The 24,971-nt window shown below is 56.5% G+C and carries 25 protein-coding genes and 1 pseudogene; 17 read left to right on the top strand and 9 right to left on the bottom strand.

The features are described from left to right. Positions 1–8 precede the first annotated feature (8 nt). The 8 genes from ACSQ87_RS19880 to ACSQ87_RS19845 all read left to right on the top strand — a co-directional run bounded on the left by ACSQ87_RS19880 (position 9) and on the right by ACSQ87_RS19845 (position 8,309). Positions 9–533: a serine O-acetyltransferase gene (locus ACSQ87_RS19880; protein WP_095132884.1), complete on the top strand. Its 525-nt coding sequence runs from the start codon at positions 9–11 to the stop codon at positions 531–533. Between the two features lie 43 nt (positions 534–576). Further along, positions 577–1,554 carry a glycosyltransferase family 2 protein gene (locus ACSQ87_RS19875; protein WP_223432887.1) on the top strand — a complete coding sequence of 326 codons (978 nt, stop codon included), beginning with the start codon at positions 577–579 and terminating at the stop codon, positions 1,552–1,554. Between the two features lie 7 nt (positions 1,555–1,561). Beyond that, entirely contained in the window at positions 1,562–2,497 is a 936-nt protein-coding gene (locus ACSQ87_RS19870) for a DUF535 family protein (protein ID WP_223432886.1), read from the top strand. A gap of 75 nt (positions 2,498–2,572) precedes the next feature. Continuing rightward, positions 2,573–3,775, top strand: coding sequence for a glycosyltransferase (locus ACSQ87_RS19865; RefSeq protein WP_223432885.1), 1,203 nt, complete (start codon positions 2,573–2,575; stop codon positions 3,773–3,775). Next, on the top strand, positions 3,772–4,959 hold the full coding sequence (locus ACSQ87_RS19860; protein ID WP_223432884.1) for a glycosyltransferase family 2 protein: 1,188 nt from the start codon (positions 3,772–3,774) through the stop codon (positions 4,957–4,959). Before ACSQ87_RS19865 ends, ACSQ87_RS19860 begins: the two co-directional genes overlap by 4 nt. Beyond that, positions 4,959–5,693: a WecB/TagA/CpsF family glycosyltransferase gene (locus ACSQ87_RS19855; protein WP_223432883.1), complete on the top strand. Its 735-nt coding sequence runs from the start codon at positions 4,959–4,961 to the stop codon at positions 5,691–5,693. Before ACSQ87_RS19860 ends, ACSQ87_RS19855 begins: the two co-directional genes overlap by 1 nt. 273 nt (positions 5,694–5,966) lie before the next feature. Beyond that, positions 5,967–7,109: a hypothetical protein gene (locus ACSQ87_RS19850; protein WP_436274184.1), complete on the top strand. Its 1,143-nt coding sequence runs from the start codon at positions 5,967–5,969 to the stop codon at positions 7,107–7,109. A gap of 78 nt (positions 7,110–7,187) precedes the next feature. Beyond that, the gene (locus ACSQ87_RS19845) at positions 7,188–8,309 is read left to right on the top strand and encodes a glycosyltransferase 61 family protein (RefSeq protein WP_223432881.1); all 1,122 of its coding nucleotides are present in this window, start codon (positions 7,188–7,190) and stop codon (positions 8,307–8,309) included. Positions 8,310–8,383: 74 nt separating this feature from the next. Here ACSQ87_RS19845 and ACSQ87_RS19840 read toward each other — a convergent pair whose 3' ends face one another. The 5 genes and pseudogenes from ACSQ87_RS19840 to ACSQ87_RS19820 form a co-directional block, all read right to left on the bottom strand. Then, positions 8,384–9,808, bottom strand: a complete 1,425-nt coding sequence (locus ACSQ87_RS19840) for an undecaprenyl-phosphate glucose phosphotransferase (protein ID WP_223432880.1) — start codon at positions 9,806–9,808, stop codon at positions 8,384–8,386. A gap of 441 nt (positions 9,809–10,249) precedes the next feature. Further along, positions 10,250–11,434 (bottom strand): acetyl-CoA C-acyltransferase family protein, encoded by a 1,185-nt coding sequence (locus ACSQ87_RS19835; protein ID WP_223432879.1) that lies wholly within the window; start codon positions 11,432–11,434, stop codon positions 10,250–10,252. 216 nt (positions 11,435–11,650) lie between these two features. After that, the gene (locus ACSQ87_RS19830) at positions 11,651–12,091 is read right to left on the bottom strand and encodes a helix-turn-helix domain-containing protein (RefSeq protein WP_046049359.1); all 441 of its coding nucleotides are present in this window, start codon (positions 12,089–12,091) and stop codon (positions 11,651–11,653) included. A 386-nt stretch (positions 12,092–12,477) separates the two neighbouring features. Continuing rightward, positions 12,478–12,735, bottom strand: coding sequence for a DUF2790 domain-containing protein (locus ACSQ87_RS19825; protein ID WP_436274183.1), 258 nt, complete (start codon positions 12,733–12,735; stop codon positions 12,478–12,480). A gap of 64 nt (positions 12,736–12,799) precedes the next feature. Beyond that, positions 12,800–12,898 (bottom strand): annotated as a pseudogene (locus tag ACSQ87_RS19820) (alpha/beta hydrolase); the annotation flags it as partial. A gap of 80 nt (positions 12,899–12,978) precedes the next feature. Between ACSQ87_RS19820 and ACSQ87_RS19815 the strand changes: the two are divergent. Further along, positions 12,979–13,200 (top strand): hypothetical protein, encoded by a 222-nt coding sequence (locus ACSQ87_RS19815; RefSeq protein WP_056743460.1) that lies wholly within the window; start codon positions 12,979–12,981, stop codon positions 13,198–13,200. Between the two features lie 17 nt (positions 13,201–13,217). On the opposite strand, the gene ACSQ87_RS19810 is transcribed toward ACSQ87_RS19815, so the two are convergent. Then, entirely contained in the window at positions 13,218–14,120 is a 903-nt protein-coding gene (locus tag ACSQ87_RS19810; RefSeq protein WP_436274182.1) for a LysR substrate-binding domain-containing protein, read from the bottom strand. A gap of 149 nt (positions 14,121–14,269) precedes the next feature. Here ACSQ87_RS19810 and ACSQ87_RS19805 point away from each other — a divergent pair, with 149 nt between their 5' ends. The 5 genes from ACSQ87_RS19805 (at position 14,270) to ACSQ87_RS19785 (ending at position 19,914) form a co-directional block, all read left to right on the top strand. Next, on the top strand, positions 14,270–15,571 hold the full coding sequence (locus ACSQ87_RS19805) for an NAD(P)/FAD-dependent oxidoreductase (protein ID WP_436274181.1): 1,302 nt from the start codon (positions 14,270–14,272) through the stop codon (positions 15,569–15,571). A 51-nt stretch (positions 15,572–15,622) separates the two neighbouring features. Beyond that, a complete protein-coding gene (locus tag ACSQ87_RS19800; protein WP_223432874.1) occupies positions 15,623–16,711 on the top strand; it encodes a polyamine ABC transporter substrate-binding protein in 1,089 nt (362 codons plus the stop codon). A gap of 207 nt (positions 16,712–16,918) precedes the next feature. Continuing rightward, entirely contained in the window at positions 16,919–17,890 is a 972-nt protein-coding gene (locus tag ACSQ87_RS19795) for a tripartite tricarboxylate transporter substrate binding protein (RefSeq protein WP_223432873.1), read from the top strand. Next, positions 17,887–18,381: a tripartite tricarboxylate transporter TctB family protein gene (locus tag ACSQ87_RS19790; protein ID WP_436274180.1), complete on the top strand. Its 495-nt coding sequence runs from the start codon at positions 17,887–17,889 to the stop codon at positions 18,379–18,381. Before ACSQ87_RS19795 ends, ACSQ87_RS19790 begins: the two co-directional genes overlap by 4 nt. Positions 18,382–18,405: 24 nt before the next feature. Next, on the top strand, positions 18,406–19,914 hold the full coding sequence (locus tag ACSQ87_RS19785; protein ID WP_150657289.1) for a tripartite tricarboxylate transporter permease: 1,509 nt from the start codon (positions 18,406–18,408) through the stop codon (positions 19,912–19,914). A 716-nt stretch (positions 19,915–20,630) separates the two neighbouring features. Here ACSQ87_RS19785 and ACSQ87_RS19780 read toward each other — a convergent pair. Both ACSQ87_RS19780 and ACSQ87_RS19775 read right to left on the bottom strand, forming a co-directional pair. After that, positions 20,631–21,050 carry an organic hydroperoxide resistance protein gene (locus ACSQ87_RS19780; RefSeq protein WP_436274179.1) on the bottom strand — a complete coding sequence of 140 codons (420 nt, stop codon included), beginning with the start codon at positions 21,048–21,050 and terminating at the stop codon, positions 20,631–20,633. Positions 21,051–21,258: 208 nt separating this feature from the next. Continuing rightward, on the bottom strand, positions 21,259–21,744 hold the full coding sequence (locus ACSQ87_RS19775) for a MaoC family dehydratase (protein ID WP_436274178.1): 486 nt from the start codon (positions 21,742–21,744) through the stop codon (positions 21,259–21,261). A gap of 188 nt (positions 21,745–21,932) precedes the next feature. On the opposite strand from ACSQ87_RS19775, the gene ACSQ87_RS19770 reads away from it, so the two are divergent. From ACSQ87_RS19770 to panB, 3 genes are all read left to right on the top strand, one after another. Continuing rightward, a complete protein-coding gene (locus tag ACSQ87_RS19770; protein ID WP_436274177.1) occupies positions 21,933–22,550 on the top strand; it encodes a LysE family translocator in 618 nt (205 codons plus the stop codon). Positions 22,551–22,627: 77 nt separating this feature from the next. Then, positions 22,628–23,431, top strand: a complete 804-nt coding sequence (locus ACSQ87_RS19765; RefSeq protein ID WP_436274176.1) for an AraC family transcriptional regulator — start codon at positions 22,628–22,630, stop codon at positions 23,429–23,431. Between the two features lie 112 nt (positions 23,432–23,543). Next, positions 23,544–24,344 carry a 3-methyl-2-oxobutanoate hydroxymethyltransferase gene (panB, locus tag ACSQ87_RS19760; RefSeq protein WP_223431386.1) on the top strand — a complete coding sequence of 267 codons (801 nt, stop codon included), beginning with the start codon at positions 23,544–23,546 and terminating at the stop codon, positions 24,342–24,344. Positions 24,345–24,391: 47 nt separating this feature from the next. On the opposite strand, the gene msrA is transcribed toward panB, so the two are convergent. Then, on the bottom strand, positions 24,392–24,898 hold the full coding sequence (gene msrA / locus ACSQ87_RS19755; protein ID WP_150657296.1) for a peptide-methionine (S)-S-oxide reductase MsrA: 507 nt from the start codon (positions 24,896–24,898) through the stop codon (positions 24,392–24,394). Positions 24,899–24,971 lie beyond the last annotated feature (73 nt).

The raw sequence follows: 24,971 nt of genomic DNA, 5'->3' as shown, positions 1-24,971 counted from the left end.
AGCCAGTTATGTTCGAAAACATACGTGCGGACTTGCGTGCATACGCCGGAGATTGGGGGGCTCAGGGGTTTTGGGTGATGGTGGTTTATCGCTTTGGGCGCTGGCGTTACGGTGTGCGACCGGCACTGTTACGTAAGTTGTTCTCCTTTATATACAAAGTTCTCTTCAAACTGGTGCAGATCGTCACGGGTATCGAGTTGCCGTGTGAGGTTGTGGTCGGGCGCAACTTCGTCATCGATCATTTCGGCGGAATCGTGATCAGTGGCTATGCGCAGTTCGGCGATGATTGCCGTATTCGCAATGGCGTTGTCGTGGGCCTCAAGAATGTGAGTGAGCCGATTGCTCCGGTGATGGGTAACAATGTTGATATCGGAGCAGGGGCCAAGGTGCTGGGCAATATCCGCATTGGCAATAATGTCGTGATTGGTGCCAATGCCGTGGTGCTGACCGATGTACCGGACGACTCGGTGGCAGTGGGCGTGCCTGCGACTATCAAGAAAAGGAAGTACGCAGAATCGAGGGAATTCTCATGAACCACCTGATGGATTACTTCAATTGCGTCGCTGAGTGAACGCCATGGCTATGGGTATGGGTGTCGTTGTTATCGGTCGCAACGAAGGCCTACGGCTTGAGCGTTGTCTGATTTCTCTCGTCGGTTCGGCGCAGAAGGTTGTTTATGTCGACTCTGGGTCAACGGACGGGTCAGTGCAGATGGCACTGAGGCTTGGGGTTGAGGTGGTCGAGTTGGACATGACGATTCCCTTTACGGCTGCGCGTGCGCGCAACGAAGGATTTGCCTGCATACAACGCTCATTGCCGGCGATGCGTTATGTGCAGTTCGTCGACGGTGATTGTGAGGTTGTCGGCGGTTGGTTGTTCCGGGCGCAGGCCTTTCTTGATACACATCCTGACGTCGCGGTGGTCTGTGGACGACGCCGTGAACGTTTTCCGCAGCACTCTGTTTACAACTTACTGTGTGATTTCGAATGGGATACGCCGGTAGGTGAGGCCAAGGCATGTGGTGGTGATGCGCTGATGCGGGCTGACGCCTTCGCCGAAGTGTCCGGGTTTCGACCGGGCCTTATTGCCGGGGAAGAGCCTGAATTGTGCGTACGTCTGCGTGGGAATGGTTGGAAGGTCTGGCGTCTGGGCGAGGAAATGACCTTGCACGATGCAACCATGACCCGGTTCGGCCAATGGTGGCAGCGTACCCTGCGCGGTGGTTATGCCTTTGCCGAGGGCGCATTTTTGCATGGTGCCGCACCGGAGCAACATTGGTTGCGTGAGTCGCGCCGTGCCTGGTTCTGGGGATTGGGTGTCCCGCTGGCGACTGTTATCGCGAGTTTGGTGTTTGGATGGTTTGGGCTACTTCTGCTGCTGGTCTATCCATTGCAGGTTGTGCGCCTCGCCCGCGGGGGCGACAGGTCCACGCGCGAAAACTGGCTGCGGGCTTTCTTTCTCGTGCTGGGGAAATTTCCCGAGATGCTCGGGCAAGTCAAGTTTCTACTGAACAGATTCGGCGCCGGCAAGACGGCGTTGATCGAATACAAGTGAGACTTATATGAATAATTGGGTGATAGTAAAGAGCGTGTTTTTTTTACATGCCGGGTATTCTTTAAGGGCATTGAATAATAAGTTTAAAATGTTGGTGCTGGTTGCAAAGAACTGGTCCGAGCTAAAGTTGTTTTGCGGGCGTATGTCGAACGCCTTGGGTAAGTCCGGTGTTGAGAAATTAGGCGGGGATTGTGTAGGCGTTGTTCATTGGCCATACATCAGCAAGAGCTGGAGCCCCAAGAATAAACTTAGTGTGTTGGCCTCGCATTACGAAGTGGTTGCCAAAAGCTGTCCGCAGCTATTGCTGTGGGGGCGAAGTGACAGTTTGATGCTGAGTGATTTGTCGGAGTTTGCTGCTGGTTGTTCCCTGGTGCTGGATCGTCCCTTCTGGTTTATGCGTGAAGGGGAGTTGGTGCTGAACTTGTTTCAGGGGGATCTGCGCATTGCATCAATAGCCTTCACTTTGTGTCGCACGGACACTGAGTTATGTATTTTTATCGGTGCCGTTCAAGGGATACATAAAGGCATCGAGAGTGAACGGTCGTTGAGTATCTACAGGGACCTGACAAAAGACTTTGAAGGCCTTCGGCCAAGAAGCTTTCTGATCGAAGTTATTAAATACATTGCCATCAATATCGGTGTTGAAAAAATTTATGCGGTAGGGGATGGGTATCGCCACCATCGTCATCCGTATTTTGGCGCTCACAAAGCTCTGGAACTGGCGGCAAATTATGATGTGATCTGGTTAGAGCATGGAGCGACTCCATCAGAGCGCGAAGATTTTTTTGAGATTCCCATGATGCTGTCCAGAAAACCGCTCGACAGTATTGCTTCAAAAAAACGTGCCATGTACCGCAGGCGTTATGAGCTGCTGGATGACACCTTTAAAAAGATAGACAGCGTATTGATAGGTAGTTATGGCAGCAGTCGTGTGGCTAGTTGACGTTCCTGATACCTGTACTACTGTGGGATTACTTGCAGTAATAATCCACCGCAACGACAACTAAGTCTGGTTCCTATGCGTATCGCTTATTTCATCAATCAATACCCCAAAGTCAGCCATAGCTTCATTCGTCGCGAGATTTTGGCGTTGGAACGTCAGGGGTTTGTGGTGCAGCGCATTGCCCTGCGTGGCTGGGATGCCGAATTGGTGGATGCCGAGGACGTGTCCGAACGCGATAAAACCCAGTATGTGCTGCAGGGCGGAGTCAAAGAGCTGTTGGTGCCTGTGCTGCAGGTGCTGCGCGCCCAGCCGCGACGCTTTTTTTCGGCGTTGTGGCTGGCGCTACGCATGGGCCAGCGTGCAGATCGTCCCTGGCCATACCATTTGGTTTATTTGTCCGAGGCGTGTCGCGTGCTGATGTGGTTGCAGGCGTTCGGTGCCGAGCATGTGCATGCGCATTTCGGCACCAACTCAACCGAGGTGGTGATGCTGGCCAATGTACTTGGTGGGCCGGCGTACAGTTTTACCGTGCACGGCCCGGAAGAGTTCGACAAACCGGAGTTTATTCATTTGGGTGAGAAAGTCCGGCGCGCAGCTTTTGTCGCTGCTATCAGTTCTTATGGGCGCAGCCAGCTGTTTCGCTGGGTGGCTCATGCGCACTGGCCAAGGGTAAAGGTGGTGCACTGTGGGCTGGAGCGGGCGTTTCACGATGTGCCGGCCGTTGCCGTGCCATCCGCGCCGCGGTTGGTTTGTGTCGGTCGTTTGTGTGAGCAGAAGGGTCAGCTTTTGCTGCTTGAGGCCGCCCGCATCCTGGCAGCGCAAAACGTGGAGTTCGAAATAGTACTGGCCGGCGATGGAGAAATGCGCGCGGAAATCGAAACCCTGATTGCACGGCATGGCTTGCAGGCGCGGGTGCGAATTACCGGCTGGATCAGCAGCGATCAGGTGCGGGCGGAGATTCTTGCGGCGCGGGCCTTGGTGTTGCCGAGCTTCGCCGAGGGATTGCCGGTGGTCATCATGGAAGCCATGGCCTTGCGCCGACCCGTATTGACGAGCTATGTGGCGGGCATTCCCGAGTTAGTGCGACAGGGTGAGAACGGTTGGTTGTTTCCCGCTGGAGCGGTGGATGAGTTGGCGGCGGCACTGGCGGACTGCCTCGCGCAACCTGTCGAGGTGTTGCAGCGGATGGGCGAGGCGGCTTATCAGCGAGTGCTGGAGCGACACGACATCGATACCGAAGCGGCCAAGTTGGCTAATTTGTTTAGGGCGCAAGCATGATCACATTACTTGGTTGGCTGTTCAGCTCCCTGCTGATACTCATCCTCCTGCCGGTGTTGGTGCTGTTTGTGCAGGTGCTGATGGCCTGCCTGCCTGCACGGTCGCGCTCGTCGGCGCAAGGATCTCGACCGCGGGTGGCGGTGTTGATACCGGCACACAATGAATCCTCGATCATCGTCGCGACGTTAAATAGCATTCGGCCGCAGTTGCTTTTGGGTGATCGCCTATTGGTGGTGGCGGATAACTGTTCTGACGACACAGCCGCGCAGGCCCGCACGGCGGGCGCCGAGGTGGTGGAGCGCAGAAATGATCAGCAGCGTGGCAAGGGTTATGCGCTGGACTGTGGGGTGCGTCATTTGGCGAGCGATGCACCGGACGTCATGATTGTTATCGATGCGGATTGCCAGGTGGCCGAGGGTTCTATTGAACGTTTGGCAATCTGTTGCATCGACTCAGGGCGGCCAGCGCAAGCCCTTAATTTAATGCTTGCTCCAGCAGGTTCCGGGCTAAAAGTGCGGCTTGCAGAGTTTGCCTGGTGTGTGAAAAATCGGGTACGGCCGCAGGGTTGGACCCGACTTGGTTTGCCTTGTCAGCTAATGGGCACGGGAATGGCTTTCGTCTGGCGGGATCTGACGTTGATCAATTTGGCCAGTGGCCACATCGTTGAAGATTTGAAGATGGGCCTGGATTTATGCCGAAGCGGCAAACCGCCTGTGTTCTGCCCCGATGCTCTGGTAACCAGTTACTTTCCGCGCAGCGATGAAGGCTTAACTACCCAGCGTACGCGCTGGGAACATGGTCACTTAGGGGTAATTCTCGGGGATACGCCAAAGTTGCTGGTGGAGTCGATTGGCCAGCGTAACGGGAGTCTGCTGGCGATGACGCTGGATTTGCTGGTCCCGCCGTTGGCCTTGTTGACGTTGGCCTTGGGGGCGGTATTTGGTCTGGCATGGTTGGTATTTATGCTGTCCGGAGCTTTGGCGCCAGCATTGATAGCTTCTTCCGGGGTGGCAATATTGGGGGGGGCTATCTTGCTGGCATGGAGCCAATTTGGTCGCGGGATTATTTCTTTTTCAGCCTTGTTGTATGCGCCGTTCTACGCCGTGAAGAAAATTCCTCTGTATCTCAAATTTTTGCTTAAGCGCCAGGTTGAATGGGTGCGTTCGAAACGAGATGACAACTAATGCGTGCTTTATCCTGGCAGCACAGCTGGCAAACGATTACCCGGAAACTCAGGGTGGTCAGCGATGCTGATGACGAGCAAGCATTGATTGATGCGTTATCCAGACCTGACGTGACGACAGTGCTCGGGTTCGCCAATGCCCATGCCATGAATCTGGTGGCGGCCAATACCGACTACTTTAACGCGCTGCTGGCTGCGGACGTGTTATTACGGGATGGCTCCGGCATGGCCATCCTGTTTCGTCGCCTCGGCCTGGAGCCGGGGCTGAATATGAATGGCACCGATTTCATTCCCAGGTTGCTGGCCGCGTTCAAGGGCCGGCGTGTGGCTTTCTGGGGTACTGAAGAGCCCTTTCTAGCCAACGCGGTGCAGCGTAGCGAAGCGATATTTGCGGTCAACATCGTCTCTGCTCACCATGGTTTCGCGCCGGTGGATACCTATATAAACCTTGCCCGGCAGTTTCAGCCGGAACTGGTTGTGCTGGGTATGGGCATGCCCAAGCAAGAAGCCGTTGCTGCCAGGTTAGCCGTCAGCGGCGTGCCCTGCCTGGTCGTATGCGGAGGGGCGATTCTGGATTTTCTTGGCGGCAAGGTCACTCGTGCTCCGCAATGGGTGCGTCGTCTCGGTTGTGAGTGGCTGTTCAGGCTAATAGGTGAGCCAAAGCGATTATTCAGTCGCTATGTGGTGGGTAATCCGATGTTCTTGTTACGCACGTTAATCTACAGGGATTCCTGACGTTACAAGAATTTGACGCTTGGCTGGCGCCATAAAAAACACGCCTGAAATATCTTGCAAAACCCCGACGTAGCACCTTTACTCAAGTTGGAATTATCGACTTGACGGGTATATTCGGGGTCGTTTTCATCATTAAGATTGGCGTCAATAAAATGTTGTCAGACACCGCATATTTTGAAAAAAAGTGCTCGGCTGTCGAGCGCTCATTTCGAGTAGTTCGGTTATTGATTTGTAAACTCAAATGGCCATTTCTTGAAGTGTGCTAATAACCAAATGAAAAAATACATAGCCGAATTAATACGTCAGTTAATCTCTCCTTCAATGCGATTTGAGCTAAGGAAAGCGCTCGCCTGGCTGCAGGATATAGGGGGGAGGGCATGTTTTTGGCGCTGGGAAATTGGCAGATTCAAACTGCGCGAAGACAGCACCTATGACATTCTCTATGTGGGCAGGAAAACACAGCGGGAATTTGTAAAGGTTCTACTGGGCGCTGAATCTCAAATGGTTAATAGCCAATTGAAGTTGGATAATTCAGAGCGGACAGTGTGGGTCAGTGAAATGCCGACCTTGGGTGCATTATATGTGCCTCAATATTTAAGTGCTGTCGTTCCGCTGAGCCGGTCAATTGAGGATATTACGGCCAGGTACAATACCGAGTTGCGTCGAAATCTGCGCAAGAACCGGTTGCGCTATCGTATGAAACAGGCCTTGAACGATGACGAAATTGAAATCGCAGATCGGGAAATGCTGAAGCCCTATGCCAGCGCAAGGCATGGAGCAGCGGCCTCTCAAATTGAATCCCGTGAAGTTCAACGGGTGGCAAAAAGCGCCGGGCGGCTCGATCTAGTACTGCTGGAGGATGAAATTGTTGCATGCCATCTTGGGTGCGTGATTACCCGGGCAGGAAAACGCTACTGGAGCACCGTCCGTTTCGGCTACCCCGATATTGTATTTTCAGATGCTAAGAAATTACGTGAAATTAACTCGATTACCACGTTCATGGCACTGGAGTGGGCGATAGAAAATGGTTTTGACTATTATGATATCGGAACGTGCCTGGCTCGCCCGGACGATGGACTTCTTGAGTGGAAAAGAAGGCGAGGCGGTGATGTTGATACGCTGGGCAATTACGGCTATTTGTTTGTTCGACTGCCCAAGGTGGGCGCAGCGCAATTTCTTTGGGAGACACCTCTATTTGCTGTCGAAGGCAAGCAGTTGACACTTCATCTTGGGTTGCCGGACGGTCCGAGTGACGGGGAAGTTGCTAATCGATACCGCGAAATGGGTTTTGGTGGCCTTTTCAAAATATACCTTCATTGTTCCAGGGCGCCGGGAGAAACGCTTCTCGACACCTTGCGCAGTCGCTACGCTCATCTGAAGTCACCCCCTGTCCTGGAAAGTATCGTATCCACCTGAACAGGTTGCTGATTTTAAAGAAGTGCAGTTTTGGCCATGCACGCTGTTTCTGTGTAACTAAATTTGGATGGGGTGCATATGTCGGAATTCAATGCATTGACGAGTGACAGCCAATCAAAGTGGAGCCTTGCTGCGTATAAACACATGTTTAACACACGGCTCACCCGCAAATCGTCCTTAACCCTGCAAAGCCAAGCCGTGAAAGCGTGGGAAATTTCTCCAGGCGACACCACGATTGCTCCGCCCGCTTTTTTCTTGCCAAATCAGCTCGAGCGTATTACGGGATGGGAAGAGAAGCTTTTTTATCCTCACGAGCATCCCCGCCGCACAATGGAAGGCGTCGGTCGTGTTGAACATGGTCCGACTAGAGGTTACCTGCTTAAAGATGTCTGGTTAATCGATGGCACGCTCTACAAAGGCAATGCCAAATCCTGGTTGTCACCGGGTTCCGGTTGGTTACCAAATATTCGAGTAGAAAACGAGATCAATCGCGGGGCGGTGTATTGCACCGCGGGGGGAATCAAGTGGTTTGGAACGTGGTTGATGGATGATTGTTTAACCTATCGATTGGCATGTGAAGAAGGCGTTCCGGTGACCGCGCTACCCTCGGCCGATAGTGTTTCTACAGCAAGGCACGGCATACTCCACACTCCCGGTTATGAGAACTGGCTTGATATGAGGCCCGTTTATTTACGTAACGCATTTTTTCGTGAGCTCGTGATCTTTGACGATCTATGCCAAAACAGACATAAGCACCGGCGTTTCCGTGAGATGGGGGAAAAGCTGTTATCACACGTAACAGTTTGCTCCCACCCCGGCGTGTTCATTCTGCGAGGTGGCAGGGGTGAACTGCGATTGTTACGCAATGAGATGGAGCTGGCTGAACGGCTACGTGACCGCAGAGGTTTTCGCATTCTCGACCCTGCGACGTCCGATGTTTCGACCATCGTGGCGACCTGCGCCGGGGCCAGAACCGTGATAGGGGTCGAGGGGAGTCACCTTGTCCATGGGGTTAATGTTCTCCCGCCAGGTGGTTCGCTGCTGGTATTGCAGCCGCCTAATCGCTTTCTCTGTTTCTTTAAATATCTAACGGATCGTGATCAGCAGAACTTTGGTTTTGTGGTCGGTACACCAGAGGAAAATGGTTTTAGAATCGACCCCGATGAAGTTGAGCGCACGCTGGATCTCTTTCCGTCCTGATACGTCGAGGCCGTATCCCTCGCTTTTATTGCGCATCAAATGGGCCTTGAGATTGCCCAGGTACTCAAGACTGGCTAGTAGGCATGCTTGCCGGAGAAGGCAAACACGGTTCGTACAAGAATGACGAAATCGAGCCATAGCGACCAGTTGTTGATGTACTCGATGTCCGAGTCAACACGCCGAATCATCTGATCTATATCCCTCGTTTCACCACGATAACCACGTACTTGAGCCAGGCCTGTGATGCCCGGTTTAATGTTGTGACGCGCAAAGTAGCCAGAGACGTCGGGCGAGTACTGCACATCGTGTTGAATAGCGTGCGGGCGAGGTCCCACCAGAGACATTTCTCCCATCAAAACGTTGAACAACTGCGGTAGTTCATCGAGGCTGGTTCGCCGAATAAAGGCTCCCACCCTGGTCATGCGCGGGTCATTCTTTTGCGCCTGTTTGACGATGCCGTCTTCCGACTGATGGACGACCATGCTTCTGAACTTCCAGATCCGAAAAGCTTCTCCACTCCACCCCATGCGCTGCTGACGAAAGAATATGGGGCCGGGGCTATCGAGCTTGATGGCAATGGCGACGGCTACCAGGAGTGGCGTTGCAAGAACCAAAATGAGAAAGGCCAGGACTTTGTCCTCAAGGTTCTTCAGAAACAGACGCATCCCCATCAGCGGAGTTTCAGACAAGGTCAGCACGGGAATGCCGGCAATTTCGCGAACACTGTGGTTGATCAGGCGCAACGAGAAAATGTCAGGCACCCAGTTAACAGAGATGTGTTTATCGAACAGCCTTAAATAAACATCCTGGATGACCTCTGAGCCACCCAGAGGGGTCACGAAATAGACGGTACGAATGGCATGTTTAACAACTAACTCATCAAGGTCGGAGATATCGCCCAGTATCGACAGACGTTGCGCGCCTTCCAGACTTTCCTTTCCCCGATCATCGTCCGCGCCAATCAACACACAGCCGACTATGCGCTCACCGAGCCAGGGATTATTGCTGATTTTCTTGTGAAGATAGCTGGCCAGTTCGCCCGAGCCAATGATGAGCGAGTTTTCCAATTGAGTCGAGTGGGCCAAAAACTTCTTCTGCATCTCGCGTGTCGCGAGGTGCAAAAGTAACTGAGCAAAATACCCAACAACAAATAACTGCCCAACCAATAAACGCGAGTACTGTTCGCTTTGCTTGGTCAGAAAGGCCATGGCAACGAGAAAGCCAAACGTGGCAGTCCACGCTTTCAAAAGCTTGAAGGCTTTGACGGTAAAGCCAACATTGCTGCGGTAAATAGCATAGTGGTCGTACACGACGGCCAACGCCCCCAGCAGCAGCAGGAGCAGGATGACATAGGACTGCGTTAAGAAGCCGATATGATAATTGATCAAAAACCACGCAACGCCGGTCACCGCAACACAATCGAGACCAGCCTGAATAACGATACTGGTGCTGCTTCTTCGCTGGAGAACAGAACGGGTACTGTTGGGCTCAAATATCATATTTAGACCTCATGTCTGCTGCCCCTCGCTCGATGATGACGGGATTCAGTTCATGCTGCCCTCGCTTGAGAGCGTTGTCGTCACCGTGATTAGCCACCCACCTTCGAAAATTACTGGCTTTGGGAGGATGTGGCGACGCGTGCTATCACTTTAGCAGTACTGTGAAATCATTCACTGACTCTGCGTAGTTCTGAGTAGTTTAGTAGAACCTCCGGGCCTGAAAAAATGAAGTCCGTCGAGATACCGACCGGCCTGCTGCGGGGCCGTTCGCGGTGTCTGCAGCAAGGTCGTGCCTGGTCAGCAATCGGGTAGGGGGCGCGAGTTCGGTCGCGCAGTGATCGAGGCTTACACCGAGCTGAAATCGATGTGCATTGCGCACTGATTCCATCGCGGTAAAACGAGACGGCGCCCACATTGGGGCGCCGTCTTCGTTTGGGCCGATCAGACGCGTTCGAACAACACGGCGATGCCTTGGCCGCCGCCGATGCACATGGTTGCCAGGGCATAGCGGCCCTGAACACGGTGCAGTTCGTGAATCGCCTTGGTGGCGATAATCGCACCGGTCGCGCCCACCGGGTGGCCCAGAGAAATCCCCGAACCGTTAGGGTTGACCTTCTCCGGGTCGAAGCCCAGTTCCTGCGCCACGGCACACGCTTGGGCCGCGAATGCTTCGTTGGACTCGATGACATCCAGGTCGGCAACGGTCAGACCGGCGCGTTTGAGGACCAGGCGGGTGGCGGGAATCGGTCCCAACCCCATCAGCTCTGGCTCCACTCCGGCATGGGCATAACCGACCAGTCGGGCCATCGGTTTGAGACCTTGATCGAGAACCATCTGACCTGTGGCCATGATCAGAGCTCCGGCACCATCATTGAGGCCCGACGCGTTGCCGGCGGTGACGCTGCCGTCTTTTTTGAAGGCCGGTTTCATTTTGCCCAATTGCTCGGCATTGACCTCGGCGCGGACATGCTCGTCCGTGGCAAACGTCACGGTACCTTTGCGGGACGCCACTTCGATCGGCACGATCTGGTCGGTAAACCGCCCTTCAGCAATCGCCCGGGCCGCCCGTTGCTGGCTGAGCAGCGCCAACTCATCCTGAGCCTGACGAGTGATGCCATAGCGCTCGGCGATGTTTTCCGCAGTAATGCCCATGTGGTAACCGCCAAACGGGTCTTGCAGAGCGCCGAGCACGTAGTCGATGGCTTGCATATCACCCATGCGTGCGCCCCAGCGCGCCTGCGGCAATATATAGGCCCCGCGGCTCATGGATTCGACGCCACCTGCCAGCGCAGCGCCTGCGTCTCCCAACATCAAACTTTGTGCTGCGCTGACAATGGCCTGCAAACCAGAACCGCAGAGGCGGTTGACGTTGAAGGCGGGCGTCTCTTTCGGCAGGCCGGCATTCATCGCCACGGCACGAGAGATGTAGGCGTCACGTGCTTCCGTCGGGATCACATGCCCCATCACCACGTGACCAATGTGTTCAGGTGCCAGCCCCGAACGTTCAATGGCGGCACGGCAAACGTCAGTGGCCAGTTGGATAGGTGGCACATCTTTGAGCGAACCGCCAAAGCTGCCGATGGCCGAGCGGACGGCGCTGATAACAAAAATGTCGGATGGGTTCATGCGGGTTCCCCTGGATTCGATTGCGTTTCAGTATTTTTATGGGGGCGAGTCTAGAGTCGGCAGCGTTATTGGCCTATGCCGAAACTGCTCAAGGGCGCTGGTGTTTTTTGCCATTTCAATTGAAGTAGATATTAGATCCACTTGAGCAGATCGAAAGCGCAGAAAAGAAAAGAAAAAAGCCCGGTACACGTCCGGGCTTTGTAATTCAGGTCTTTGTCAGGCGCACGTTTGGTCTTGCTTGTGCCATCCATCTTCAAACTGAAGATTGAGCTTATGAAGCTCATGATCCAGTTCGTTGATCGAGTTAATGGCGGCCATCAGATCCGCCTCGCCAGTCTTGGCTTCCAGGTAAAGCCCGCGCAGGTAGCGATCATTTACAGTTGGAATCTTGTCAGTCTTTTCCCAGATCGCCACCGCTTGGGAGGTCAGCCCGACAATGCTGGCCAGCCTTTCTTGAGACAAACCCAGTTCTTTACGCAGGAACCGAAACTCTGCACCGGTCAGAGCTGCCGGTTTTTGCGCAATCGTCTTGCCGATAAAGTCGTGAAGGCCCTCGACATCCGTGATAGCAACCGACTCGCCATAGGCCGTCTCTTTCACCCTGTAGCCGTTGCTAAGCCAGACGTTCGGTAGCCCGCTCTCAACGTAGTGGTACATCAAATTATCTCTCCCTTTGCATCGTGGTCACTATGACGAGATATCTCCCGTCTTCGTCGACATCGAGATCGAGATCGCACGATTCCTGTAGGAGCTGCCGAAGGCTGCGATCTTTTGATCTTGACCTGCTGCGGTCTGGAAAAGATCAAAAGATCGCAGCCTGCGGCAGCTCCTACGCCGATCGAGCCTTAGCCGTTGACTGTCCCACCCTTCGCTTCACTCATTGCGCCCAGTTACCTATAATTTTTATAGGTTGCGACAGGCTAAAGCTCAAGCGCCGATTGTCAAAGCAGGGAAATAAAATGAGACATGTAGCGAGCGGCGGGCTACAGAGGTCAGCCAGTGGCGCCAATGTAGCCCGATCCTCTATGAGTGCAGGCGTCTGATCAATTATCACCAATGCAACCCATGCCCTGGACCTGGTAATCCAGCACGTGCTTGCGACCCTGATGGTCGAGGTAAATCAGCTGCGCGGGGACGATGCCGCAATCTTGCGTGATGATATTGCTGGACAGGTCGTTGGCGATATCCACGTGGACGAAGAAACCGGTCTTGTCGTGGATGACAGGTTCGGTGGTCTGGGTGTCGGCAAACGCAAAACCCGTGGCAAGGAGAGCAGCAAAACCGAGGATTAACATTTTCATGATGATTCCCTCTATTCAGAGGCGGATTGAATGACAATTTTGAAACGAAACGGCGCCGAAGTGACGGTGGGTGACCGGCGGCTTGGAGGATCAGGTCAGCGATTTCTTTGGCGTGGGAGACCAAAGACAGGTGGCTCGACTGCAGCTCGATGGTGGCCGCGTTCCTGCCTGCCGTATGTCGGGAGCGAGGAACGCCACCCATGAAAAAACTTCAAAACGAAGACTGTCTTTGGGAGTTTGAGCATGAGTGATGATCAAAAGAGCGAAGCCCTGGCGGCCTGGTATCAGCTCCTGAAAGTGCCCGAAATCCGGATGGATGCCGAAGAGCAATATGACGCGTTGCTCAAGGCTGCCGATGAGATGGAGCGCACCGGACTCATCAACAGCGCTGAATGGCGCAGGCTGGTTCAAGAGGCGAGCGCTGCGTTTGCCAATGCCACAGAAGGGTTGGGGCGCGGAACGTAGTGGTCAATCCCAGGTGGTCAAACTTCGCCTGCTGGCTGTTCGGCCTGTTGGGTGAACCACTGCATGATCAGCGAACAGGCTGGATGAGCAGCGGCGGAAGGTTGCAGGTTCAAGGCGTAAATGCCGCGGGTCTTCAAGGGATGGCCGAACGGAACGACGAGTACGCCGCGTTCGAGTGATTCGCCTGCCAGGGTCAGGTCAGTCATGGCGACCCCCAGCCCTCGCGCCGCCGCATCGAGCGCCAACTCGTCGAGGTTGAAGGGGATGTGGCGGTAGTCCTCGAGTGACTGGCCGCCATTGGCGTGCAGCCACCGGAACCAGTCATGTTTGTCCGCCGAGCGATGCAACAGCGGGAAACGCACGAGATCGGCCACCGACTCCAACGGCTGGGAGGTGCTGCCCAGACCCGGGGCGCACACCGGCACCAGCGCCTCCTCGAACAACGTCAGGCAGTCAGGATCGCGGGACGGCTCTGGCAGATAGAGGATGTAGGCGTCGCTGTCGATGGCCGGTTCCACCACTTCCGTGGCCACGGTTTCGATCGACAGCGAAACCTGCGGATGACTTCGATAGAACTCGCTCAACTTTGGCAGCAACCATCGAACCGCCAGCGACACATGCATGCGTATGCGGAAGGGTCGTTTCTGCGGTGTCAGCCGATCTTCAAGGGTTTTCAGCTGCGCCAGGATACTTCGGGCGGTCGCAAGTACCTGTTCGCCTTCCGGTGTCAGTCGAACACTGCGGCTATTCCTTACGAACATCGGCAAGTCGAAATGGCTCTCCAACTGCTGGATTTTTCGGCTCACTGCGCTTTGGGTCAGGCACAGCTTTTGCGCCGCGTGCGTGAAGCTGCCCGAGCCTGCGACCTCGACCAGTGCCTGCAAAGCCTGGAGAGAAGGAACGTGGTGAATTTTATCCATGCGTTTTTTGAATGGCTCGATGATTTTATAACGTTGGTTGTATCACTACAGGCCTTATAGATTCTAGCTCTAGCCAGCGCCGGCCGGAAATACTCATGCGATGACGTCATGTGCGGTGCTTGCAGAACGACAGGCAGATGAGGTGATGCATGACCAATGTATGTGGCTGGATTGCGCAGGCGGGGAGTTCACCCGTTCGCGATGCTCTCAAAGGCACACAAAAAGCCGATTGGCTGATTGTCGGTGCCGGTATCACCGGGCTGTGCGCCGCTCACACCCTCGCTGAAATGCACCCTCAGGCGCGGATCGTGATTGTCGACAGACAGCGGGCAGCGCAGGGCGCGTCGGCGCGCAATTCGGGCTTCGTGGTAGGGCACGAGCATCCGGCCAAGGATGAGCTGATCGGTAACCCGGGGTTCGCGGGTTTTGAAGTCGATACCTCGATTTCCCGTGTCGCCAGTGACGAAGTGCGCCAGCGCATCGCTCGTCTGGGCATCGAATGTGAATTCAGGGACTCGGGCTACTTCTTCGCCGTCAACGATCCCGGCAAGTTGACCGATGTCGCCGCCAAACTGGCAACGCTACGCGCTGTTGGTGCCTCTGCGCATTTTCTGGAAGGTGAACCGCTGAGCAAAAAACTGGGCACCGCGCATTACCAGGCCGCGATCTGGTGCGGCAATGGCAACGCACTGCTGCAACCCGCGAAATACGTGAAGGGCCTGCTGGATACGCTGCCGGCCAACGTGACCCTGTTTGAGAACACCGATATCACCGGCCTGGAGCGTTTAGGCAAAGGGCGTATTCGCGCCAATGGCACCGATGGAAGCATCGAGGCCACGCAAGTCCTGGTGTGTCTGAACGCGTTCATTCCACGTTCAGGGATAGAGGACAGCGGGACGTTCCCGATGGAACTCAGCGCCAGCCTGACACGACCGCTCAGCGACGCCGAGTTCAAGTCCATCGGCGCGGTTGAGCCTTGGGGCGTGCTGTCCACCCGGCCCTTGGGCGCCACGGTGCGACTGACCCCGGACCGTCGCGTGATGATCCGCAACACGGCGGAATACCGTTCTCGGGATTTATCCGACAGTGAGCTGCTGCACCGTCGCAAACACCATGTGCTCGGCTTGCAACGACGCTTCCCGTTCTTGAACGAGCAGGACATTCAATACACCTGGACCGGACACTTGAGCGCTTCGCGCACCGGGCAACCGTATTTCGCCAAGGTCGACGAAGGTGTGTTTGCGGTGGCCGGCTGCAATGGTTCGGGCGTTGCACGCGGCACCCTTTGGGGGCGCTTGCTCGCCGAACTGGCATCGGGTGACAGCTCGCCCATCCTCGAATCGATGATGCGCAGGGCCCAACCGGGCTGGCTGCCGCCGCGCCCCTTGCTCGATATCGGTGCCATGCTTCGAATGCGCGTGGAGGCGGTCAGGGCCAAAACAGAAATCTAGAACACCCGGCGATCAAAAAATAAAAACTCATCAAACACTCGGTGATTGAACATGCGCGTCAATAACATTTCCCTGATGGTCGTGCTGGCGACGTTGTCGGCAGCCACTTACGCCGACGAAGTCGTCAATATTTCAAACTGGAACGGCTACATCGCCGACGACACCTTGACCACGTTCACCAAGGAAACGGGAATCAAGGCCACGTACGACATTCACGACAGCAACGAAGTGCTGGAATCCAAGCTGATGACCGGCAACACCGGCTATGACGTGGTGAGCCCTTCGAACCATTTTCTGTCCCGATTGATCAAAGCCGGGGCGGTTCAAAAGCTCGACAAAAGCCAGTTGCCCAACTGGAAAAACCTGGATCCGGCGTTGATGAAAAAACTCGAGGTCAATGATCCGGGCAACCAGTACGGCTATCCGTACATGTGGGGCACGGCGGGTATTGGCTACAACGTCGAGAAGATCAAGGCGATCTTCGGCAACACCGATGTCACCCATTCCTGGAATCTGTTTTTTGATGAAAACAACATCAAGAAGCTGAGCCAGTGCGGCGTGGCGATTATCGATAACCCTACGCAGATCCTGCCGATAACCCTCAATTACCTGGGGCTGCCGCCCCATAGTCACGAGCCGGCGGATTACAAGAAAGCCGAGCAGGCGCTGCTCAAAATCAGACCTTACGTCCAGTATTTCCACGCCTCCAAGTACATCAGCGACCTGGCGAACGGCAATGTCTGCGCGGTGATCGGTTTCAATGGCGACATCGTGCAGGCGGCCGCCAGCGCCAAGGAAGCCAACAACGGCATCGACATCGCTTATTCGATCCCTGACGAAGGTTCCACGCTGTGGTTCGACATGGTGGTCATGCCCAAGAGCGCGCCGCACGAGAAGAATGGCTACGCCTACATGAACTACCTGCTGACGCCTCAGGTCATTGCCAACATCAGTAACAGCATCCATTACGCCAACCCCAACCTTGCGGCGGATCAGTATGTTGTTCCGGCGGTGAAGCAGGATCTGGCGATTTACCCGCCGACACGTGTGTTGGACAAGTTGTTTACCGTAGAGGAGTTGCCTGCGGCCATCGCACGGTTGAGCACTCGTCTGTGGACCAAGCTAAAAACCAACACATAACAACATCGACACAATCCTTTGGGTGCGTCGCATCAGACACGCCCTCAGGAGTACAGGCCGGTCTTATTCCAAGAGATTCTTTGTTGTATGTCATGGCCCTAACCATGGCCTACGCTTATCCCGAGATGGATATTCATTGATCAGGGTTTGCTCCCTGATCGACGTTCAACGGGTGCCCATAAAAACAAAAGTCTCGGGAGACAACTTATGTCCGCTTTGTTCCGTCGATTCAGCCGCTGCGTCGCAACGGCCGTTACCGCTGCTGCACTCGCGACACCGGCCTTTGCGCTGGACACCGTCAAGTTCATGGCCCCGGGTTCTGTGGGTGGCGGTTATGACCAGACCGCCAGGGTCCTGGGCAAAGCCTTGATCGAGGCCAACACGGCCAAATCCACCACCTTCGAGAACAAGGGCGGAGCAGGGGGGACGTTGGGGCTGGCGCAGTTCGCCAACAGCACCAAGGGCGATCCGAATGCGTTGCTGGTTGTCGGTGCGATCATGGTCACTGCCATTGAACAGAACAAACCGCAAATCACCTTGAAGGACGTAACGCCGATTGCTCGGCTGTTTACCGAATACAACGTGATTGCCGTCCGCAAGGAGTCCGAGTTCAAAACCCTGGAGGACTTGCTGAAAGTCTTCAAAGACAAGCCGACCAGTATCTCCTGGGGCGGTGGCTCCAAGGGGTCGATCGATCACATCGGCATTGCCGAGTTAGCTGCAAAAATGGGTGTCCCGGTCAACAAGGTGAATTACGTCGCCTTCGCGGGCGGGGGTGAAGTCGTTGCTCAGGCATTGGGCGGGCAGATCAAGGTGATCACCGGTGGTTATGCCGAGCTTGGCCAATACATCAGAAACGGCCAGTTCCGTGTACTCGCCATCGGCGCACCAGAGCGCATTGAAGGCATCGATGCACCGACCCTCAAGGAGAAAGGCTACGACGTGACCATCGGCAATTGGCGGGGTGTCTACGGTGCCGCGAACCTAACGCCCGAGCAGCGCAAAGAAGTGATCGACGCTGTCGTGGCCGCCACCAACAGCAAAGTCTGGAAAGAAAATATCGACACCAACAAATGGTCACCCAACGTCCTGACCGGCGATGAGTTCGGCAAATTCGTCGACGAAGAGCATGTGCGTCTGCGTGCAATGCTGGTCGAGGTGGGGCTGGTTTCGAAATGACTCAGCCTCGCGCAATAGTGCCGGTGCAACTGGCGATTGGCGTCGGAGTGATTGCCATCAGCGCCGTGTTGGCGGTGGGCGCATTCCGGTTTCCTCCCGAGATGGGCTTCGTCATCCTGGGAGCCCACGTCTATCCGTACGCCGTTGCAGTGTTCCTGGGCGTCGTCGGTCTGTTGCTGTGTTATCAGGCCGTCACCGGTGGTTTTCGCGAGCTGGCAGACCACGATGACGAAGCCGCCCAAGCGCTGCCCGGCGGCAAATCCGGCGCAGCCTGGGTGACGGCGGGGCTTGTGGGGGTGGCCGTGCTGATTAACCTCATCGGCTTCGTATTGGCCGCCGGGCTGCTGTTCGCCTGTTCGGCAAGGGGTTTTGGCAGTCGTCGTCCGGTGAAAGACCTCGCCATCGGCATTGCCTTGACCCTGCCGATTTACTGGCTGTTCAACGCCGGGCTAGGGGTTTCCCTGCCGCCCCTCGTCAATGCCTGGATCTGACCCGGGCCGAAGGAGGTAAACAAGGTGGAAATTCTCGCGAACCTGGCCATTGGTTTTTCCGCTGCGCTGACACCGATCAATTTGATGTGGGGCTTTATCGGCTGTTTGCTCGGCACCGCCATTGGGGTCTTGCCGGGTATAGGGCCGGCGCTGACGGTGGCGCTGTTGCTGCCAATTACCGCCAAGGTCGATCCTACGGGCGCCTTGATCATGTTCGCCGGTATCTATTACGGCGCGCAGTTCGGCGGCTCGACCACTTCCATCCTGCTCAATACGCCCGGCGAATCGTCCTCCATGGTCACGGCCCTGGAAGGCAATCTCATGGCGCGCAACGGCCGCGCAGGACCGGCCCTGGCAACGGCCGCGATAGGCTCATTTGTTGCCGGCACCATCGCGACGGTGTTGCTGACGTTGTTTGCCCCGATTGTTGCCACGCTGGCGCTCAAGTTTGGTCCTGCCGAGTATTTCGCGATTCTGGTGTTGTCCTTCACGACGGTGTCTGCGGTACTCGGCGCTTCGATGCTGCGCGGTTTTGTCTCGCTCGGGATTGGACTGACCATCGGCTTGATTGGTCTGGACTCGACCTCGGGCATTGCCCGCTACACCTTGGCGGTGCCGGAGTTGGTGGATGGCATCGAAGTCGTGCTCGTCGCGGTCGGTTTGTTTGCCGTGGGTGAAGCCTTGTACAGCCTGCTGTATCAAAAAGAAGAAGCGTCCGGCCGGCACCGCTTGACCTCGTTGTGGATGACGCGCTCTGACTGGAAACGCTCGGTCCCCGCCTGGCTACGGGGCACGTTGATCGGCTTTCCATTCGGGTCGATTCCGGCCGGTGGCGCTGAAATTCCGACGTTCCTGTCCTATTCGGCGGAACGCAAACTGAGCAAGTACCCGAAAGAGTTTGCAGGCAGCAAGGGCGAGGGGGCGATCGAGGGGGTTGCCGGTCCCGAGGCGGCCAACAACGCGAGCGCGACGGGTTCTTTGGTGCCACTGCTGACGCTCGGCATACCGACGTCCGCCACTGCGGCGATTCTGTTGGCCGCGTTCCAGAACTACAACCTGCAACCGGGGCCGATGCTCTTTCAGACGTCGGGGGAATTGGTCTGGACCCTGGTGGCCTCGCTGTATGTCGGCAATGTGATTCTGCTGGTGTTGAATCTTCCGTTGGTGGGGCTGTGGGTCAAGCTTTTGCAGATTCCCCGGCCGTACCTGAACGCCGGCATTCTGGTGTTTGCCACCATCGGCGTGTACGGCATGCGTCACTCTTCCTTCGACCTGTTGCTGATGTTGGCGATCGGTTGGGGCGGGGTCTTGATGCGTCGTTTCGATTTCCCCGTCGCCCCCGTGATCGTCGGCATGCTGCTGGGGCCTATGGCTGAAAAGCAGCTGCGCAATGCCTTGTCCATCAGCGAGGGAGACTGGCTGGTGTTTGTGACGCAACCGATATCGGCCGCGTTCCTCGCGCTGACGCTGCTGGTCCTGGTGGTTCCGCACCTGCTTCACGCTCGCGGTATCAAGTTGCATGAGGACGATTGAGCGGTATGCATATCCGTTTCTGCGGTCATGGCGGCTATTGGTTTCGCTTTTACAGCGAGTCACTTTGGAAAAGAACCCCAAAGTAACCAAAGGGTTCTTGCCCCTTTCGTTCGGTGCCTCGCCCAGGCTCGGCATGCCCTCGCTCCGGTCCTGCTCCGTGGGCCCGCCGCCATCGGCCATCCATGGCCGGGGGCGGCTAACCCGGCATCCATGCCGGGTTGCCCACTGCGCAGAACCTCCACTCGGCCTCTCGATGGGGCGGTGCATCAAGATCAAAAGCTGCAGGCGAGCTAACGCTCGGCCTGTTGAGTGGTGAGGAGCGTGCGTGCACCCCCTCTCCCCGGTAGGAGCTGTCGAGTGAAACGAGGCTGCGATCTTTTGATCTTGCCGTTGCTTGATCTTGATCTGCTTGCCCCTTTCCCAGAGGCCGAACGCAGGCGTTGCGCAGGGGGCACCGCGGCAAGGATGCCGCGGTAGCCGCCCCCGGCCATGGATGGCCGATGGCGGCGGGCCCCCGGAGCAATGCCGGAGTGAGGGCATGCCGAGCCTAGGCGAGGCACCGAATGGCGGGGCAAGAGCCCTTGGTTACTTGGGGTTGGGCGGCATTCCGTATTTCCAAGTGACTCGCTGTAAAAGCGAAACCGTAATCAGCCATCACCACAGAAACGGATATGTACCCCGATCTTAAGTGAACAGCGCCGCACGGGGTGCTTTGATTAAACCAGATTGATCGTGACGTCGATGTTGCCACGGGTCGCCTTGGAGTACGGGCACCGCTGGTGGGCGCCATCCACCACCGCCCGTGCAACAGCAGGGTCCAGACCCGGAAGGCTGACATTAAGGCGCGCCTGGAGGAAAAAAGCATCCTCGGTCTTGCCCAGGTCCACTTCGGCATCGACAGCGACGTCGCTCGGCAGGGTCACCTTCAATGCGACAGCCGCCTTATCCATTGCACCGATGAAACAGGCCGACCAACCTGCAGCCAGCAACTGTTCGGGATTGGTGCCGCTCCCTGACGAGCCAGGCGCGGAAAGCTTGACGTCCAAACGTCCATCGTTGCTTCGCGACTCGCCGTTACGGCCTCCGGTCGTGTGGGTCTTGCCGGTATAAAGTACGGTATCGATTTCATTGATCATGAGGTGGCTCCTGGTGGGGTGTTGGGCTCTTTAGCCTGGGTTCATCGGAGAACGCCAGGTGTTCGACGCCGCCCACTTTTTCACCTTCATGTACTGCGTATGTGTCCTGATTCAGTGGTTGTGTAACGCTGTGTAAGATCGCCCGCGAAAATACACAGCGATACAAATCATCTTGTCTCCTGACTCTTCGCAGATGCGCGGGAAGCCGTCACTCGCCAAGGGCCGTTACACCGTTTGTGGGATCACCTTCGCACAGCATCTGCGTCAGGATTTCTCGCTCCTTCACGCCCGGCACGACGCCGCTGGTTTGTGCTTCCAGCACGACGATGTCGTCCTCGTTGGTCATCGTGATGGCCGCCGTGGCACGGTCCTTTTCGTCGATGCCCGTGATCACCCAATGGCAGGTGATGGTGTCGCCGGCATACACCGGCTTCTTGAACTGGAACATCATGCCTGACGCCAACCAGCCGATCTGCCCACCGATTTCGGTGACCAGGCTGGCCGTCAGAAGGCCATGGGAAACCGGTGCCCTGAAGCCGCGGGCCTCGGCGAAACGCGCATCGAAATGCACCGGGTTGTAGTCGCGGGAAATGGTGGCGAAGCGCTGAATGTCTTGCTCACTGAAGCGGCGGGATACCGTGAAACTGTCGCCCACTTGCAGTCCTTTGGCGGCGCGCTGTCTGAAGCTGATCACTGAATAATCCTTTTATTGATGAGGCGTTCTCAACCGGAAAAACCGATGAGCGTGTTCAATCAATAAGTGGGTTGTTGCCAGGCGTCAACCCGCTAATTCGCGACCCACAAACGTACAAGCCAAGCACCAGATTGCCTGCGTAGACTCCACGATTCGTACCGCGTTTCTGGGTTAATTACAGGCAAGTCATGGACATTTTTCTCTACGCCTTCAGCGTGATGTACAGCCCCGGCCCGGTCAATTTCATGGCGCTGAATGCCGGGCTGACAGGTAGATTTCGGCGTTCCCTGGGCTTCTTCGTCGGCGTGGGCTGCGCGTTGTTGGTGCTGTTCATCCTCTTCGGCTACACCGGTGAAGCGATTATTTCCCAAGGGGCGCTGCCTTACATTTCCCTGGTGGGCGGTCTCTATACGCTCTATCTCGCCTATCAGGTTTACACCGCAACGACGGTGGTGCCGGGGGAGGCCAGCGAGGCCCCGGTAGCGGCGCAAAAGACCCTGACGTTCTGGAACGGATTTTTGATTCAGGTGCTGAATCCCAAAGGCATCATGGTGGTATTGCCGATCACCAGCGTCATGTTGCCGGCGGCGCACATCACCGGTGCCTCCATCGCGATCGTCTCTGCGCTGCTGGCGATCGCCGGTGGCGGGGCGCCCGGTGTCTATTCGCTGCTGGGCGCCATCCTCGGTCGGCGAATTACCCGTGAGTCTTACTTCACGGTGTTCAATCGTCTGATGGGCCTGGCGCTGGTGGTCTGTGCTTTCTTCATGTTCCACGCGTTCTACCTGCACGTTCAGGCGACATGAACCGGGTTGAGCTACGTGTCGATCCGTCGTGTTATGGTTTCGAAGGTACATATCTGCAATCGCACCGGTGCGCCACCATGCAAGATCACCCTTCGCAAAGAGACTGGGTCAGACATGCTCCCCAGACTTCGAAGCTTGAGCGGTTCGAAGCGTTCTTCTGCGCGCACGCCTTCGACCCTCATCGGCACGACACGTACGCCATTGGCCGAACCGTCGCCGGCGTGCACCGTTTCAATTACCGGGGCGAGTCGAAACTGTGCCTGCCCGGTGAAACCATGATTGTGCATCCGGACGAATCACATGATGGGTGCGCAGGCTCCGAGGCAGGTTTCCGTTATCGCGGCGTGTACGTACCGCCATCCCTGGTTCAGCAGATTGTGAAGGGCAAGCCGCTGCCGTTTTTCAAGGCAGGCGTCACCCGGGATCCGCGTCTGGCCGCTGCGGCCGATGCGTTGCTCGATACGCTGGGTGACGATCTGGATTCGTTGGCGGAAGACGACGCCCTCTACACCTTCGTGATAACCCTGGCAGAACTCGCGGGCCAGTCTCCCGGCCGGACAGCCCACCACTTCGCCGCTGCGGCGCGAGCCCGCGAGTACATTGACGACAACCTTGATCGGCCGATCACCCTCGACGACCTGGCCGATTGCGCCGGGCGCGATCGCTGGAGCCTGTCGAATGACTTTCGTGTGTTCTTCGGCACCAGTCCGCACCGCTATCTCACCCTGCGGCGTCTGGACCGGGTGAAAGCGCTCACCCAAGCGGGGCTGGCGCTGTCGGATGCGGCGATTGATGCGGGTTTTTTCGATCAAAGCCACATGACGAGGCACTTCAAGAAGGCCTTCGGTATTTCGCCTTCGCGCTGGTGTAACCCCGCGTAAACGCTCGACCACTGACTCAATGCGTTGCACCGCCGAGATTCGTGCTCACCCGGATTTCGCAGCAGCGCCGTGTCCGATTGATCCTTCCAGCCACAGCACGAGAACATTAGTCATGCCCGATATCACCTTGACCACTCTGCAAGGACTCAAACAGCGCGGCGAGAAAATCGTCATGCTGACCTGCTATGACGCCACGTTCGCCCAAGCCGCCAGTAGTGCCGGCGTGGAGATGTTGCTGGTCGGCGATACCCTCGGAATGGTATTGCACGGTCACGACAGCACCTTGCCGGTGGAGGTCGAAGACGTGGCCTACCACACCGTCTGCGTCAAACGCGGTAATGCCGGTGCCTTCATCGTCGGCGACATGCCGTTCATGAGTTACGCCACCCTTGAGCAGGCATTGCAGAGTGCCGGCTGCCTGATGAAGGCGGGCGCGCACATGGTCAAGCTTGAAGGGGATATCTGGCTGGCTGACACCGTCCGCCGACTGACCGAGAACGGTGTTCCAGTGTGCGTACACCTGGGTTTGACCCCGCAATCCGTCAACGTTCTGGGCGGGTTCAAGGTTCAGGGACGCGATCCGGTTCGGGCCCGTCAGTTGGTCGAGGCCGCCCTGCGCCTGGAAGAGGCCGGTGCTGCGATGTTGCTGGTGGAATGCCTGCCCAGTCCGTTGGCCGAGCAGATCAGCCAGGCCGTGCGCATCCCGGTGATCGGCATTGGCGCCGGGGCGGGAACCGACGGCCAGGTGTTGGTCCTTCACGACATGCTCGGTCTGTCCCTGACCGGTCGCACGCCGAAATTCGTGCGCAATTTCATGGCCGGGCAAGACAGCATTCAGTCTGCGCTGGAGGCGTATGTGGCGGCGGTGAAGGGGGGCGCTTTTCCGGCGGGGGAGCATGGGTATTCGGCGTGAAGCGGTCTCGCCAATAGCTGCAGGCGGGACCGCTTCTGGCCGTACCATCACGCTCGTTTAGGCAGTTTCCAGTTTGGCCGAATGAAATGGCACGTGTAGCCGTTGGGATAGTGTTCGAGGTAGTCCTGATGTTCCGGCTCTGCCTCCCAGAACGGGCCAGCGGGCACGATTTCAGTGACGACCTTGTCGGGCCACAAGCCAGATGCATCAGCGTCGGCTACCGTGTCCTCGGCCACTTGCTTCTGTTCATCGTTGAGATAGAAGAGAGCCGAGCGGTAGCTCACACCCACATCGTTGCCCTGACGATTTGTCGTCGTCGGATCGTGGATCTGAAAGAAAAACTCGAGGATCTGGCGATAGCTGATTTGGTCCGGATCGAACACGATCTCGATCGCTTCCGCGTGCGTGCCATGGTTGCGGTAAGTGGCATTGGGCACATCGCCGCCCGAGTAGCCTACCCGCGTGGACAGCACGCCGGGGTAACGTCTCAGCAGATCCTGCATGCCCCAGAAGCAGCCACCGGCCAGGATGGCAGTTTCAGTTCGCGTCGTCATATACGGTCCCTCCCATCTGTGAATTTGGGATCAGGTCTCAATGTACCTCATGTGCTTTCGCTTTTTGGCCGAA

This window comes from Pseudomonas sp. LjRoot277 (assembly GCF_964253845.1).
Taxonomy (GTDB): Bacteria; Pseudomonadota; Gammaproteobacteria; order Pseudomonadales; family Pseudomonadaceae; genus Aquipseudomonas.
The sequence above is the reverse complement of the archived record's forward strand: the minus strand, read 5'-3'. Positions and strand labels throughout refer to the sequence as shown.

What these genes read in the sequence shown, in the direction of transcription:
- msrA (WP_150657296.1), bottom strand. Translation starts at nt 24,898, where the DNA reads ATGACGACGCGAACTGAAACTGCCATCCTGGCCGGTGGCTGCTTCTGG.
- ACSQ87_RS19795 (WP_223432873.1), top strand. Translation starts at nt 16,919, where the DNA reads ATGTCCGCTTTGTTCCGTCGATTCAGCCGCTGCGTCGCAACGGCCGTT.
- ACSQ87_RS19825 (WP_436274183.1), bottom strand. Translation starts at nt 12,735, where the DNA reads ATGAAAATGTTAATCCTCGGTTTTGCTGCTCTCCTTGCCACGGGTTTT.
- ACSQ87_RS19780 (WP_436274179.1), bottom strand. Translation starts at nt 21,050, where the DNA reads ATGATCAATGAAATCGATACCGTACTTTATACCGGCAAGACCCACACG.
- ACSQ87_RS19770 (WP_436274177.1), top strand. Translation starts at nt 21,933, where the DNA reads ATGGACATTTTTCTCTACGCCTTCAGCGTGATGTACAGCCCCGGCCCG.
- ACSQ87_RS19865 (WP_223432885.1), top strand. Translation starts at nt 2,573, where the DNA reads ATGCGTATCGCTTATTTCATCAATCAATACCCCAAAGTCAGCCATAGC.
- ACSQ87_RS19830 (WP_046049359.1), bottom strand. Translation starts at nt 12,091, where the DNA reads ATGTACCACTACGTTGAGAGCGGGCTACCGAACGTCTGGCTTAGCAAC.
- panB (WP_223431386.1), top strand. Translation starts at nt 23,544, where the DNA reads ATGCCCGATATCACCTTGACCACTCTGCAAGGACTCAAACAGCGCGGC.
- ACSQ87_RS19850 (WP_436274184.1), top strand. Translation starts at nt 5,967, where the DNA reads ATGAAAAAATACATAGCCGAATTAATACGTCAGTTAATCTCTCCTTCA.
- ACSQ87_RS19870 (WP_223432886.1), top strand. Translation starts at nt 1,562, where the DNA reads ATGAATAATTGGGTGATAGTAAAGAGCGTGTTTTTTTTACATGCCGGG.
- ACSQ87_RS19805 (WP_436274181.1), top strand. Translation starts at nt 14,270, where the DNA reads ATGACCAATGTATGTGGCTGGATTGCGCAGGCGGGGAGTTCACCCGTT.
- ACSQ87_RS19765 (WP_436274176.1), top strand. Translation starts at nt 22,628, where the DNA reads ATGCAAGATCACCCTTCGCAAAGAGACTGGGTCAGACATGCTCCCCAG.
- ACSQ87_RS19800 (WP_223432874.1), top strand. Translation starts at nt 15,623, where the DNA reads ATGCGCGTCAATAACATTTCCCTGATGGTCGTGCTGGCGACGTTGTCG.
- ACSQ87_RS19875 (WP_223432887.1), top strand. Translation starts at nt 577, where the DNA reads ATGGCTATGGGTATGGGTGTCGTTGTTATCGGTCGCAACGAAGGCCTA.
- ACSQ87_RS19790 (WP_436274180.1), top strand. Translation starts at nt 17,887, where the DNA reads ATGACTCAGCCTCGCGCAATAGTGCCGGTGCAACTGGCGATTGGCGTC.
- ACSQ87_RS19855 (WP_223432883.1), top strand. Translation starts at nt 4,959, where the DNA reads ATGCGTGCTTTATCCTGGCAGCACAGCTGGCAAACGATTACCCGGAAA.
- ACSQ87_RS19815 (WP_056743460.1), top strand. Translation starts at nt 12,979, where the DNA reads ATGAGTGATGATCAAAAGAGCGAAGCCCTGGCGGCCTGGTATCAGCTC.
- ACSQ87_RS19840 (WP_223432880.1), bottom strand. Translation starts at nt 9,808, where the DNA reads ATGATATTTGAGCCCAACAGTACCCGTTCTGTTCTCCAGCGAAGAAGC.
- ACSQ87_RS19845 (WP_223432881.1), top strand. Translation starts at nt 7,188, where the DNA reads ATGTCGGAATTCAATGCATTGACGAGTGACAGCCAATCAAAGTGGAGC.
- ACSQ87_RS19810 (WP_436274182.1), bottom strand. Translation starts at nt 14,120, where the DNA reads ATGGATAAAATTCACCACGTTCCTTCTCTCCAGGCTTTGCAGGCACTG.
- ACSQ87_RS19880 (WP_095132884.1), top strand. Translation starts at nt 9, where the DNA reads ATGTTCGAAAACATACGTGCGGACTTGCGTGCATACGCCGGAGATTGG.
- ACSQ87_RS19860 (WP_223432884.1), top strand. Translation starts at nt 3,772, where the DNA reads ATGATCACATTACTTGGTTGGCTGTTCAGCTCCCTGCTGATACTCATC.
- ACSQ87_RS19835 (WP_223432879.1), bottom strand. Translation starts at nt 11,434, where the DNA reads ATGAACCCATCCGACATTTTTGTTATCAGCGCCGTCCGCTCGGCCATC.